At 58.9% G+C, this 13,659-nt stretch carries 9 protein-coding genes and 3 rRNA genes; 3 read left to right on the top strand and 9 right to left on the bottom strand.

The features are described 5' to 3' along the window. Positions 1-71 precede the first annotated feature (71 nt). The 3 genes from HX613_RS04275 to clpS are packed head-to-tail and all read right to left on the bottom strand — an operon-like array spanning position 72 to position 1,774. Positions 72-893 carry an MBL fold metallo-hydrolase gene (locus HX613_RS04275; RefSeq protein ID WP_235344211.1) on the bottom strand — a complete coding sequence of 274 codons (822 nt, stop codon included), beginning with the start codon at positions 891-893 and terminating at the stop codon, positions 72-74. After that, positions 890-1,465, bottom strand: coding sequence for a DUF2017 family protein (locus tag HX613_RS04270; protein WP_235344210.1), 576 nt, complete (start codon positions 1,463-1,465; stop codon positions 890-892). The genes HX613_RS04275 and HX613_RS04270 overlap by 4 nt, the downstream gene beginning before the upstream one ends. A gap of 3 nt (positions 1,466-1,468) precedes the next feature. Beyond that, positions 1,469-1,774 (bottom strand): ATP-dependent Clp protease adapter ClpS, encoded by a 306-nt coding sequence (gene clpS / locus HX613_RS04265; protein WP_143921017.1) that lies wholly within the window; start codon positions 1,772-1,774, stop codon positions 1,469-1,471. 52 nt (positions 1,775-1,826) lie between these two features. Here clpS and HX613_RS04260 point away from each other — a divergent pair, with 52 nt between their 5' ends. Beyond that, entirely contained in the window at positions 1,827-3,146 is a 1,320-nt protein-coding gene (locus tag HX613_RS04260) for a nicotinate phosphoribosyltransferase (RefSeq protein WP_235344209.1), read from the top strand. Positions 3,147-3,256: 110 nt separating this feature from the next. On the opposite strand, the gene HX613_RS04255 is transcribed toward HX613_RS04260, so the two are convergent. Further along, the gene (locus HX613_RS04255) at positions 3,257-5,038 is read right to left on the bottom strand and encodes a DEAD/DEAH box helicase (protein WP_235344208.1); all 1,782 of its coding nucleotides are present in this window, start codon (positions 5,036-5,038) and stop codon (positions 3,257-3,259) included. Beyond that, on the bottom strand, positions 5,039-5,293 hold the full coding sequence (locus tag HX613_RS04250) for a DUF3039 domain-containing protein (RefSeq protein ID WP_096160529.1): 255 nt from the start codon (positions 5,291-5,293) through the stop codon (positions 5,039-5,041). It abuts the gene before it with no gap. Positions 5,294-5,324: 31 nt separating this feature from the next. Here HX613_RS04250 and HX613_RS04245 point away from each other — a divergent pair, with 31 nt between their 5' ends. Next, positions 5,325-5,840: a flavin reductase family protein gene (locus tag HX613_RS04245; RefSeq protein ID WP_235344207.1), complete on the top strand. Its 516-nt coding sequence runs from the start codon at positions 5,325-5,327 to the stop codon at positions 5,838-5,840. A gap of 142 nt (positions 5,841-5,982) precedes the next feature. Here the strand turns inward: HX613_RS04245 and gdhA are convergent, their stop codons facing one another. Next, on the bottom strand, positions 5,983-7,329 hold the full coding sequence (gene gdhA / locus HX613_RS04240) for an NADP-specific glutamate dehydrogenase (RefSeq protein WP_235344206.1): 1,347 nt from the start codon (positions 7,327-7,329) through the stop codon (positions 5,983-5,985). A gap of 194 nt (positions 7,330-7,523) precedes the next feature. Here gdhA and HX613_RS04235 point away from each other — a divergent pair, with 194 nt between their 5' ends. Further along, a complete protein-coding gene (locus HX613_RS04235) occupies positions 7,524-8,123 on the top strand; it encodes a GNAT family N-acetyltransferase (protein WP_235344205.1) in 600 nt (199 codons plus the stop codon). A 123-nt stretch (positions 8,124-8,246) separates the two neighbouring features. Here HX613_RS04235 and rrf read toward each other — a convergent pair. The 3 genes from rrf to HX613_RS04220 form a co-directional block, all read right to left on the bottom strand. Next, positions 8,247-8,365, bottom strand: a 5S ribosomal RNA gene (gene rrf, locus HX613_RS04230). A 160-nt stretch (positions 8,366-8,525) separates the two neighbouring features. Then, positions 8,526-11,640: ribosomal RNA gene (locus HX613_RS04225) — 23S ribosomal RNA — on the bottom strand. 435 nt (positions 11,641-12,075) lie between these two features. Then, a 16S ribosomal RNA gene (locus HX613_RS04220) occupies positions 12,076-13,609 on the bottom strand. The 16S, 23S and 5S rRNA genes sit together here, the layout of an rRNA operon. Positions 13,610-13,659 lie beyond the last annotated feature (50 nt).

Below are 13,659 nucleotides of genomic sequence, written 5' to 3'. Positions count from 1 at the left end.
TTGCTGATCTGGTCTGTGGGAATACAGGCTGGTCGTTCAACGGGCCCGTCGGCGTCGATCGCCGCGATGTGTCACACGGTCCAACTGTTGCCCGGTTTGGCCAGTTCGATGGGCCCACGGTATTCGCGGGCGGCTTCGCCACGGACGATGGAGCAGTCCGTCCAGGAGGGAATGTGAGTCAGGACGAGGGATTTGGCATCTGCGGCCTGAGCGACTCGTCCTGCACGTTTGCCGGTGAGGTGGATGCCGCGAGCGCTGTCGCGGTCTTCCTGGAAGGCAGCTTCGCAGAGGAACAGGTCTGCTCCACGGGCCGCGTCGACGAGGTTGTCGCATTCGTCGCTGTCTCCGGAATAGGTGATCACCGAGCCCTTGGCGTCTGTGATTCGCAGGGCGTAGGCCTCAACCGGGTGGTCGACGAGGAACGATTCGATTCGCAGGCTTCCCACCTGATGGCTGGTCCCGTGGTCGAGGTCGGCGAAGTCGAAGGCATGGCTGAGGTCGGTGTCATGTGCGCTGGCGGCGACTGGGGACTTCCCGGGGTCCGTGTAGTAGGCCCGGGTCAGTCGTTCTTGTGCGCCGGCCGGGGCGAGGACGTTCGTCCTCGTGCGGATCGATCCGGTGTCGGAGATATTGCCGTTGAAGAACTTCGGGTCGTAGCAGTGCTTGACGTACAGCCCGGTCATGTCCATGCAGTGGTCGGGGTGCAGGTGGCTGAGCACGACGGCGGTCAGCCCATCCGTGTCGACGACGCGCTGCAAGAGGCTCAGTGCCCCGGAACCGAGGTCGAGCACGATGCGCGTCGGAGTTTCCTCGTCGGTTTCGATGAGGTAGCAGCTGGCTGCCGAGTTGGGCCCGGGGAAGGAGCCGGCTGTGCCGATGGCAGTGAGTTTCATTCGTCGTCGTCCCCCGGCAGGTCGCTGAGCAAGGTGGTGGTGAGTCGGTCCTGAATCCAGGTCACGAAGTCGTACAGGGTCAGTGTCAGATCTTCGGACTCGTCAAGGTCGTCTCGGTGAGCATACTTCTCCTCTTGAGCTTCCTCCGTGTCGATGCCCATGCGAACGGCCAGGACCAGACGCAGGTCGTTGAGGCCCTTCATCCAGGCCAGAACCTCATCGTGGCTCAATGCAATCGACGGGCCCTTGGCCAGACCGTTGAGGACGATGCGCACGTTATGGGCCTTCGCCTGTTGGAGGTCGAACTCAGTGAGCCGCCGGAACTCCTGCGAACGTTCCTCATCGAGCGGGTCGACGTCGGGGAAGAGGCGCAGCAGCGCCGGGTCATGTGGTCGTGGCCGGTCGACCAGTCCCAGGCGTGCCTCCCAGTTCTCCGAGTCCGGACGGCCGTCTTCGCTGTCGTCTTCTGCCAGGAGTGCTGCCAGGTCGGTGAATACGGTGAGCATGAGGGATCGTTCGTTGTCCTCGAGTTTGAGGACGACATCGTCCCCACGAGCGTCAATTGCTGCCATATGTCAGTCGGATCCTGTTTCAGGTTGGCACGCGGCCCACAAACCGTACTCGTGCATGGCTTGGGTGTCCCTCTCCATGGCTTCACGTCCGCCTGTGGCAACGACGGAGCGACCGTTCTCATGGACTTCAAGCATCAGCGAATGCGCCTTCTCCGTCGAATATCCGAAGTAGGCTTGGAAGACGTAACTGACGTAGCTCATGAGGTTGACGGGGTCGTTGAAGACGACGGTCTTCCATGGCTTTGCCTGTTCTGTCGCCGGCCGAATGTCGACATCCGGCTCCAGAACTGGAGTCGTTGGATTGCTCACGTTTCCACCTTACGGCAGAACACTGACGCTGTCGTGACGTAGTATCGCGCCTATGAGTGATCTCACACGGTCCGGTTCGACGGCTTTCTACACTGATCAGTACGAATTGACGATGGTCCAGGCAGCCCTGGAATCAGGCGCCGCTCACCGCAGAAGCCTGTTCGAAGTCTTCGGCCGCAGCCTGCCTGCCGGTCGGCGCTACGGAGTCGTTGCCGGCACAGGCCGCATCCTCGAGATGCTGCGGGACTTCCGCTTCGGCGACGAGGAGCTCTCGTTCCTCAGCCGTGAGCAGATCGTCGATTCGAAGACCATCGACTGGTTGGCCGACTACTCCTTCTCCGGCAGCATCCGCGGGTACGCGGAGGGCGAGATCTACTTCCCGGGTTCGCCGCTGATGACGATCGAATCCACCTTCGCAGAGGGGGTCATCCTCGAGACGCTCATCCTCTCGGCGATGAACTATGACTGTGCGGTCGCCTCTGCGGCCTCGCGTATGGCCCAGGCTGCAGGAGATCGGCCCTGCGCGGAGATGGGTGGTCGCCGCACCAACGAACATGCCGCAGTCGCTGCTGCGCGCGCGGCCGTCATCGGCGGTTTCGCTTCGACGTCGAATCTCGCCGCCGGACTCAGGTACGGGCTGCGCACCATCGGCACGTCTGCTCATTCCTTCACTCTGCTCCACGATTCGGAGCAGGAGGCCTTTGCCGCTCAGCTCAGATCCTTGGGTACCGATACGACGCTGCTCCTGGACACCTATGACGTCGAGGATGCGTTGGCCACGGCTGTACGCCTGGCCGGGGAGAACCTGGGCGGGGTGCGCATCGACTCGGGCGACCTCGTCGAGCAGGCCAGCGAAGTCCGTGCCGGCCTCGACCGCCTCGGCGCTCATGATACGACGATCACGGTCACCAGCGACCTCGACGAATATGCGATCGCTGCTCTCGCTGCCTCCCCCGTCGATTCCTACGGCGTCGGAACTCGAGTGGTCACCGGCTCGGGCGCTCCGGCCGCCGGACTCGTGTACAAGCTCGTGGCTCGTGCCGACGAGTCGGGGGCATGGACCTCGGTGGCGAAGAATTCCACCGGCAAACCCTCGCGCGGAGGACACAAGGACGCTCTGCGCCTCATCGATGGTGCGATCGCGGTCGAAGAGGCCGTCGGCATCCCGACTCTGCCGAACGATCTCGGCGATGGCCGATCGTTGACCGTTGACCTCGTCGTCGACGGTGAGATCGACGAGTCCTATATCGGTGCCGACGGAGTCACGAAGGCCTGCGCTCGACATGATGAGTCCTTGGCCGAGCTGCCACGGTCGGCCCGTCGCATGCAGGACGGCGAACCGGCGATCCCCACAGTCTTCTATCCCAGATGACCGGGCCGGACCCAGCTGAGCTGAGGTCGGTCCGTCTCACTCCAGATCTACTCGTCTGAGCTGAGATCGGCCCGTCTGACCTGTGGTCTCCCCACAGAGTCGGTCAGGCGTCATTTCTTGCCGACGAACCAGCCCTGCAGCTTCTTGATCCGAGCTTGGATCTGTTCCTGGGTCGCCTGTGCCACTGCGGGACCTCCGCACGCTTTGCGCAGCTCGACATGGACTGTTGCGTGTGGTGTTCCCGTGCGGCGCGACCAGGCACCGACGAGGCTCTGGAGCTGGTTGCGCTCCTCTTTCATCGCCCGGTGGTCGAGTTCGCTGAGCTCGGGTTCCGGTGTCGGCGGTGCCGTATCCGTCTTCCGTTTCGCCTGACGCGCCTGTTGGGTCCGCAGCAGTTCGTGGACCTGGTCGGGTTCCAGAAGTCCGGGTATGCCGATGAAGTCGAGTTCATCCTCGGAGCCGACCGCCCCGCCTGTGCCGAACTCGCCGCCGTCGAAGAGCACCCGGTCGAAGAGCGCCTCGGCGCCCAGTGCCTCAAACGAGCCCAGCTGGTCCGAGGCCCCCTCTTCGCGATTCGCCTGCTCCATGGCCTCGTCGTCGAAGACGACGACATCGTTCTCGTCCTCATTCTTCGGCCGGTCGAGGGCGTGTTCACGTTCAACTTCCATCGTGTTGGCCAGGGCAAGGAGGATCGGGACGGAGGGCAAAAACACAGACGCCGTCTCACCGCGTTTGCGTGCACGCACGAAACGTCCGATGGCCTGAGCGAAGAAGAGCGGTGTCGCCGAGGAGGTCGCATAGACCCCAACGCACAGTCGCGGCACGTCAACGCCTTCTGAGACCATGCGGACGGCGACCATCCATCGGTCGGTGGAGTTCTGGAACTTCTCGATCCGTGCCGAAGCTCCTGCTTCGTCGGAGAGGACGACTGTGGGTGCTTCGCCCGTAAGTTCGCGCAGTACCTTGGCGTAGGCTCGAGCGTTGTCCTGGTCGGTCGCGATGACGAGGCCTCCGGCGTCGTGCACTGTCCGCCTGACCTCTGTCAGTCGTCGGTCTGCTGCCTTGAGCACGGCTGGGATCCAGTCGCCGCCGGGGTCGAGAGCAGTTCGCCACGCCTGAGAGTTGATGTCCTTCGTCGTCTCTTCGCCGAGGACGTGCGACATCTCGTCGCCGGCCTTGGTTCGCCAGGACATGGTGCCGGCGTAGGTGAGGAAAAGGACGGGTCGGACGACGGAGTCCTTGAGTGCCCGCCCATAGCCGTAGGAATAGTCGGCCACCGAGGTGCGGATGCCGTTTTCGTCGGGAGCATAGGTGACGAATGGGATCGGTGAGGTATCCGACCGGAAGGGGGTACCGGTCAGGGAGAGTCTGCGCACGGCGGGACCGAAGGCCTCTCGCACGGCATCGCCCCATGACAGTGCGTCACCTCCGTGGTGGACCTCGTCGAGGATGACGAGGGTGCGGCCTGCCGCAGTGCGGTTGTGGTGCAGCACCGGTTTTGCGGCCACCTGCGCGTAGGTGATGGCCACACCGTGATAGCCGGGGGCGTGCTTGCCTTGGGCGTTCTTGAAGTGCGGGTCGAGTTTGATGCCGACGCGTGAGGCGGAATCAGCCCACTGCACCTTGAGGTGTTCGGTGGGTGCGACGACGGTGACTCGGTTGACGACGCGCTGCGCCAACAGCTCGGCAGCGACTCGCAGAGCGAATGTCGTCTTGCCTGCGCCCGGTGTCGCAACCGCGAGAAAATCCTTCGGCTGATCCCGAAAGTACTGTTCCAGGGCTTCAGCCTGCCAGGCGCGCAACTTTCCGGCCGTTCCCCAAGCAGCACGCTCGGGAAAGGCCGGTGGCAGTTGTTCGGCGGCGGATGTCCCTGGGAGACGTTCCGCGGCCATTTACTCCTTGGGTCCTTCAGACATGGTGGAGTAGATCTCTTTGCAACGCGGGCATACGGGGAACCGCTCCGGGTCTCGGGTAGGCACCCACACCTTTCCGCACAGGGCAATCAGCGGTGTGCCCGTGACCATGGATTCCATGATCTTGTCTTTGGGTGCGTAGTGGCTGAAACGTTCGTGGTCTCCGGGTTCAACAAGTTGTTCGGACTGCTCACGCTCGATTGTTGCTGAACCACCTGATGCTGGATAGGTCATAGCTCCATTGTAGTTCCCTAGAATGAGTGCCATGGACAGAACTCACGAGGATTCCCTCACAGAACGCTATCGCGAACTCAGCGACGATATTGCCGCCGCAGTGGCTGTGATCTCCGCCAAGCGCGGCAATGCCCTGCACGCGATCACCGTCGACTCGTTCCTCGACGTGTCCTATGATCCACCGACGATGGCAGTCAGCATCTATGGCGGGTCGCGCATGATGGAGACCCTGGAGACGAGTGAGCATTACGCCATCTCCTTGCTCAACTCATCACAGCGAGACATCTCCGAACGCCTGGGCGCGTCCGGACAGCCCCTCTACGGTTCACTCAAAGGCATCGATACGTTTCCTGCACCCCATTCGGGTCAGCCTGTGCTCAAGAATGCGATCGCCTGGTTCGAGCTGCGGACCACGGAGGTCCTCGAAGTGGCAACACACAGCCTCGTCGTCGGGGAGGTCGTATCCTTGGGTGCCGGCGCGAACAACAGCAAGGACAAACCGCTGCTGAGGTGGCGCAAGGCCTACGGATCGATCGGTCCCCGCTGACCCGAGTTACCCGGGACAACGACAGCGGCCCTCCGAGCTCGTGACGGCTTCGTGCGAAGCTGTCTGAGAGTCGGAGGGCCGCGGTGCGCTGCTTGGTCCCGGAGGCTGTCTGCGCCTTGCCTATCTGCGCCGTGTCGCTAGGTCAGACGACTCCCTGTGCGAGCATCGCTTCAGAGACCCGGATGAAGCCGGCGATGTTGGCCCCGGCGACGTAATCACCGGGTGAGCCGAACTCCGCGGCCGCAACGGCGCAGCTGTCGTGCACGTCTCCCATGATCTCGGCCAGACGAGCTTCAGTGAAGTCGAAGTCCCAGGTGTCGCGGCTGGCGTTCTGCTGCATTTCCAAGGCGCTGGTGGCCACGCCGCCGGCGTTGGCCGCCTTGCCGGGCGCGAAGAGCACACCGGCCTCGGAGAAGGTCCTCACCGCCCCTGGCGTACAGGGCATGTTCGCGCCTTCTGCGAGAGCGATGACGCCATTGCGGACGAGAGTCTTCGCCGAATCCTCATCAAGTTCGTTCTGCGTAGCGCAGGGAAGCGCGACGTCGACCTCGATGTCCCAGACGTTGCCGCCTTCATAGTACTTGGCACGGCCACCGCGTTCGTCGACGTATTCGGAGATCCGACCGCGTTCTTCGAATTTGATGCGCTTGACGATCTCCGTATCGATACCATCAGGGTCATGGATGAACCCGCCGGAATCGGACATGGTGATGACGGTACCGCCGAAGGCCTCGACCTTCTCTGCTGCGAACACAGCGACGTTGCCAGATCCTGAGATCGAAACAGTCCGTCCGTCAATGTTCTTCTTAGCTGCGGCGAGCATGTCTTTGAGGAAGTACACGACGCCGAAGCCTGTTGCTTCGGTGCGGACCATGGAGCCGCCGTAGGACAGACCCTTGCCAGTGAGAACCCCGGCTTCGTACTCGTTCTTCATCCGCTTGTACTGCCCGAACAGGTAGCCGATCTCCCTGCCGCCGACCCCGATGTCGCCAGCCGGGACGTCACGGTATTCGCCGATGTGGCGGGAGAGCTCAGTCATGAATGACTGGCAGAAGCGCATGACCTCAAGGTCGCTGCGCCCCTTCGGGTCGAAGTCCGAGCCGCCTTTGCCTCCGCCGATGGGCAGACCAGTGATGGCGTTCTTGAAGATCTGTTCGAAGCCGAGGAACTTCACGATTCCCAAGTTCACCGATGGGTGGAAACGCAGACCGCCTTTGTAGGGGCCAAGAGCAGAGTTGAACTGAACTCGGAATGCTCGGTTGATCTGCACGACTCCCTGATCGTCGATCCAGGGCACCCGGAAGATGATCTGCCGTTCCGGTTCGCAGAGGCGTTCGAATGCTGAGAGTTCGAGGTATTCAGGGTGTTTGTCAACGACAGGGCCCAGGGAATGGAGAACTTCCTGTACCGCCTGATGAAACTCCGACTCTCCGGGATTGCGATGGAGCACAGTGTCGAAGATTGGCTGCAGTGATGGATGTAAGCTCATGGGATCAACTTACCGTGATCCGCATAACATGAGCTGATACGCCCGAATAATGGACACTGCAGTGTCGGGGCGCACATTTGATATAGTGCGAGTTTCGGAAATTCGCGTTGCCGAAACCATTACGAGTTTAGGCTCGACATATGGAATTAGAAGAAGCCTGGCCCCCTTTTGCCTTGAGAATCAGGTGCGGCGATATGGAATTGTCACCGGTGCGCGAGTCCGATTATCCGGAATTGGCCGTCATCGCCGACGGAGGTGTGCGCAGGCACGGCACACCAGCCTTTATCATCAATTGGGATTCGGGTTCTCGTGAGGAAATTGCACGGTCAATCGCACAATATCAATGGAGCACACGGGCGAACTTCCGAGTCGATGAGTGGACGATTGAATTCACCGCCAGGGTCGACGGTCGCGCTGTCGGGATACAGGGGGTAAGCGCGAAAGACTTCGTCCGCACCCGATCAATCTCGACAGGCTCGTGGTTGGCTCTGCAAGAGCAGGGCAAGGGCTACGGAACTCAGATGCGAAGGGCTGTCGTGACGGCGTTCGCCGATCATTTCGATGCCGCCGCTTTTCATTCCGGATATTTCGAGGGCAATGGTGCGAGCCGCAGAGTCTCAGAAAAGCTCGGCTACTCCCCCAACGGAGTCAAGACCACCATCGCACAGGACGGGCTTGCACACGCCGAACACCAGGTGATTCTGGCAGCTTCGGACATCGTCCGGGGTCCGGATCCAGTGGAGGTCGCCGGCGCCGAGGTGGTTCGCCGTTTCCTGGGACTCGACACTGCATGAGCGCACACCCGAACGGCTGAGCGTCAGCACCCATGAATTGTAGAAGGGCTATCCCGCACCACATATGAATACGAGAAAGGGGCCACCCCACAAAGTGGAATGACCCCTGACTCTTAAAGAATATTGCGGCAGTCACTTACTCTCCCACAACCACCAAGTTGCAGTACCATCAGCGCGAATGGGCTTAGCTACCGGGATCGGAACGGTTAACCGGGCGTTTCCCCACCACTATCACCACCGCAAAACCACACGAACCACCACCACCCCAAGCAACCAAATGCTCAAAGAGTGTAGTAGCAGTCCAAGAACCGTACAGCGAACGCGAACACCATCATGCAACATGACCCGTTAAGCCTTATAAAACCCGTAAACGTTACTCCCACACACCAACCAACAAAATGGTTGTATGAGTGATCGGCGTATTAGTACCAGTCAACTCCACACCTCACAGTGCTTCCATACCCGGCCTATCAAACCCATAATCTATAGGACACCTCACCCCCAAAATGGGGTTGGAAATCTCATCTCGAAGCAGGCTTCCCGCTTAGATGCTTTCAGCGGTTATCCTTCCCGAACGTAGCCAACCAGCCATGCACCTGGCGGTACAACTGGCACACCAGAGGTTCGTCCGTCCCGGTCCTCTCGTACTAAGGACAGGCCTCCACAAATTTCCTACGCACGCAGCGGATAGGGACCGAACTGTCTCACGACGTTCTAAACCCAGCTCGCGTACCGCTTTAATGGGCGAACAGCCCAACCCTTGGGACCGACTACAGCCCCAGGATGCGACGAGCCGACATCGAGGTGCCAAACCATGCCGTCGATATGGACTCTTGGGCAAGATCAGCCTGTTATCCCCGAGGTACCTTTTATCCGTTGAGCGACCACGCTTCCACAAGCCATGGCCGGGTCACTAGTCCCAGCTTTCGCTCCTGCTCGACACGTCCGTCTCACAGTCAAGCTCCCTTGTGCACTTACACTCGACACCTGATTGCCAACCAGGCTGAGGGAACCTTTGGGCGCCTCCGTTACTCTTTAGGAGGCAACCGCCCCAGTTAAACTACCCATCAGGCACTGTCCCTGAACCCGATCAGGGTCCGAAGTTAAGAAATCCAGTATAGTCAGAGTGGTATTTCACTTGACGACTCCACCCCAACTAGCGTCGAGGTCTCACAGTCTCCCACCTATCCTACACAAACCACACCGAATCCCAATACCAAACTATAGTGAAGGTCTCGGGGTCTTTCCGTCCTGCTGCGCGTAACGAGCATCTTTACTCGTAATGCAATTTCGCCGAGTTCGTGGTTGAGACAGCAGAGAAGTCGTTACGCCATTCGTGCAGGTCGGAACTTACCCGACAAGGAATTTCGCTACCTTAGGATGGTTATAGTTACCACCGCCGTTTACTGGGGCTTAAATTCTCCGCTTCACCCCTAAAGGGTTAACGAGTCCTCTTAACCTTCCAGCACCGGGCAGGCGTCAGTCCGTATACATCGACTTACATCTTCGCACGGACCTGTGTTTTTAATAAACAGTCGCTTCTCTCTGGCCTCTGCGACCACCACCAGCACATCACCAAGCACGTTGGCTTCACCAGGATGGTCCCCCTTCTCCCGAAGTTACGGGGGCATTTTGCCGAGTTCCTTAACCACGATTCTCTCGATCACCTTAGTATTCTCTACCTGACCACCTGTGTCGGTTATAGGGTACGGGCAACACACAACCTCACGCCGATGCTTTTCTCGGCAGCATAGGATCACCAGATCACCCCACCAAAATGGGGCGCCCATCAGCTCTCACACTACGTGTGGGGACGGATTTACCTACCCCCACGTGCTACGACCTTAGACCACGACTACCATCGCGTGGCCTGGCTACCTTCCTGCGTCACACCTCGCGCTTACCGACTCCACACTCAGGTCCTTACCAACTCGCCAACATCACATCCGAAGACGCAAAGGACGAGCCAGAAAGTTAGTATCATGTGTTTTGGTATTGACGGTTGAGCGTCGGTACCAGAATATCAACTGGTTGTCCATCGACTACGCCTGTCGGCCTCGCCTTAGGTCCCGACTTACCCAGGGCGGATTAGCCTAGCCCTGGAACCCTTGGTCATCCGGTGGACGGGTTTCTCACCCGTCTTTCGCTACTCATGCCTGCATTCTCACTCGTACCGGCTCCACCACTCGTTCACACGGCGACTTCACTGCCAGCACGACGCTCCCCTACCCAACACCCCACCATTACGGCTATAAAGGGATGCTGCCACAACTTCGGCGGTGTACTTAGCCCCGCTACATTATCGGCGCTCAATCACTTGACCAGTGAGCTATTACGCACTCTTTCAAGGATGGCTGCTTCTAAGCCAACCTCCTGGTTGTCTTCGCAACTGAACATCCTTTCCCACTTAGCACACGCTTAGGGGCCTTAGTTGATGGTCTGGGCTGTTTCCCTCTCGACAATGAAGCTTATCCCCCACTGTCTCACTGCCACGCTGAACCTTACCGGCATTCGGAGTTTAGTTGACGTCAGTAACCCGGTGGGGCCCATCAGCCATCCAGTAGCTCTACCTCCGGCAAGAACCACGCAACGCTGCACCTAAATGCATTTCGGGGAGAACCAGCTATCACAGAGTTTGATTGGCCTTTCACCCCTAACCACAGGTCATCCCCTCCATTTTCAACTGAAGTGGGTGCGGGCCTCCACGCGCTCTTACACACGCTTCACCCTGCCCATGGCTAGATCACTCCGCTTCGGGTCTAGGACACGCGACTGGGACGCCCTATTCGGACTCGCTTTCGCTACGACTACCCCTCTCGGGTTAACCTCGCCACGCACCGCTAACTCGCAGGCTCATTCTTCAAAAGGCACGCCATCACCCCAACAAAGGAGGCTCTGACGGATTGTAAGCACATGGTTTCAGGTACTATTTCACTCCCCTCCCGGGGTACTTTTCACCATTCCCTCACGGTACTATCCGCTATCGGTCATCAGGAAGTATTTAGCCTTACCAGGTGGTCCTGGCAGATTCACACGACATTCCACGAGTACCGTGCTACTCGGGTGTATGCATAACGTCGGGGTCACATGTTTCGTCTACGGGACTCTCACCCACTGCGGTACTGTTTCCCACCAGCTTCGACTACACGCAACACACATCAACGTCCCCACCATGCTGGATGAGACACGCATACCCCACAACACCGAGTCAGCAATACCAGCACGCTTGACACTGACACGGTTTAGGCTCTTCCAGTTTCGCTCGCCACTACTCCCGGAATCATATTTTATTTTCTCTTCCTACGGGTACTGAGATGTTTCACTTCCCCGCGTTCCCTCCACACATCCTATATATTCAGATGCGGGTCACCACACTCTCATGTGGCGGGGTTTCCCCATTCGGACACCCTCGGATCACAGCCCGTTTATCGGCTCCCCGAGGCTTATCGCAGATTTCCACGTCCTTCATCGGCTCCTGATGCCAAGGCATCCACCATGCGCTCTTACACACTCATACCAACCAACCATGTTGGTTGATGATTGTGTGCGCGAAAAAAACACTTTCGGATTTCACAAGAAAAATCACATTACATAACAACACAACAAAGTTGTGTTGTTGATGCTCGCGTCCACTATACGATTCTCAAACCACTACCAAACACCACCCACACCCACCCTGCATAGCAGCGCACGTATGGTCTGGGTCGGTCCGTTGATTGAAACCACCACACCACACACCACCGCAGCCACAAAGGACTGTGCTGTGTGTGGGGCCTGTGATTCCAGGACCCAATAACGTAAATGTTCTAGCCCACCGATCACCCTCGTCGACAAGGCATGTGCCTCAACGCCGCTGGCTGGATGAGCGAAGATAGGGATGTTCCACCCTTGAGCTACCCAACCAGACACACAATCGGTGTCTGCTGTTGGGGTTCTGATGTGTGCTCCTTAGAAAGGAGGTGATCCAGCCGCACCTTCCGGTACGGCTACCTTGTTACGACTTAGTCCCAATTGCCAGTCCCACCTTAGACGGCCCCCTCCACAAGGGTTGGGCCACCGGCTTCGGGTGTTACCGACTTTCGTGACTTGACGGGCGGTGTGTACAAGGCCCGGGAACGTATTCACCGCAGCGTTGCTGATCTGCGATTACTAGCGACTCCGACTTCACGTAGTCGAATTGCAGACTACGATCCGAACTGAGACTGGCTTTAAGGGATTCGCTAAAACCTCGCGGTCTCGCATCTCTCTGTACCAGCCATTGTAGCATGCGTGAAGCCCAAGACATAAAGGGCATGATGATTTGACGTCATCCCCACCTTCCTCCGAGTTGACCCCGGCAGTCTCCTATGAGTTCCCACCATCACGTGCTGGCAACATAGAACGAGGGTTGCGCTCGTTGCGGGACTTAACCCAACATCTCACGACACGAGCTGACGACAACCATGCACCACCTGTACACCAGCCCCAAAGGGGAAAGACTGTTTCCAGCCCGGTCTGGTGTATGTCAAGCCTTGGTAAGGTTCTTCGCGTTGCATCGAATTAATCCGCATGCTCCGCCGCTTGTGCGGGCCCCCGTCAATTCCTTTGAGTTTTAGCCTTGCGACCGTACTCCCCAGGCGGGGCACTTAATGCGTTAGCTACGGCGCGGAGAACGTGGAATGTCCCCCACACCTAGTGCCCAACGTTTACGGCATGGACTACCAGGGTATCTAATCCTGTTCGCTCCCCATGCTTTCGCTCCTCAGTGTCAGTTACAGCCCAGAGTCCCGCCTTCGCCACCGGTGTTCCTCCTGATATCTGCGCATTTCACCGCTACACCAGGAATTCCAGACTCCCCTACTGCACTCTAGTCAGCCCGTACCCACTGCACGCGCAACGTTAAGCGTTGCGTTTCCACAGCAGACGTGACCAACCACCTACGAGCTCTTTACGCCCAATAATTCCGGACAACGCTTGTACCCTACGTATTACCGCGGCTGCTGGCACGTAGTTAGCCGGTACTTCTTCTGCAGGTACCGTCACCCCCAAGGGGGCTTCTTCCCTGCTGAAAGCGGTTTACAACCCGAAGGCCGTCATCCCGCACGCTGCGTCGCTGCATCAGGGTTTCCCCCATTGTGCAATATTCCCCACTGCTGCCTCCCGTAGGAGTCTGGGCCGTGTCTCAGTCCCAGTGTGGCCGGTCGCCCTCTCAGGCCGGCTACCCGTCGTCGTCTTGGTGAGCCATTACCTCACCAACAAACTGATAGGCCGCGAGCCCATCCCCAACCGAAAAAACTTTCCACAACCAAAGATGCCTTCGGTTGTCATATCCGGTATTAGACCCAGTTTCCCGGGCTTATCCCGAAGTCGGGGGCAGGTTACTCACGTGTTACTCACCCGTTCGCCACTCATCCACCCACAGCAAGCTGCGGGCTTCAGCGTTCGACTTGCATGTGTTAAGCACGCAGCCAGCGTTCGTCCTGAGCCAGGATCAAACTCTCCATAAAAAAATTATGTTACGAATGAATCCCAGCAAGACAGCCAACACTACGGTCAC

Source organism: Brevibacterium sp. UCMA 11754 (assembly GCF_021532275.1).
Classification (GTDB): Bacteria; Actinomycetota; Actinomycetes; order Actinomycetales; family Brevibacteriaceae; genus Brevibacterium.
This window is presented reverse-complemented; position numbering and strand designations above follow the sequence as displayed.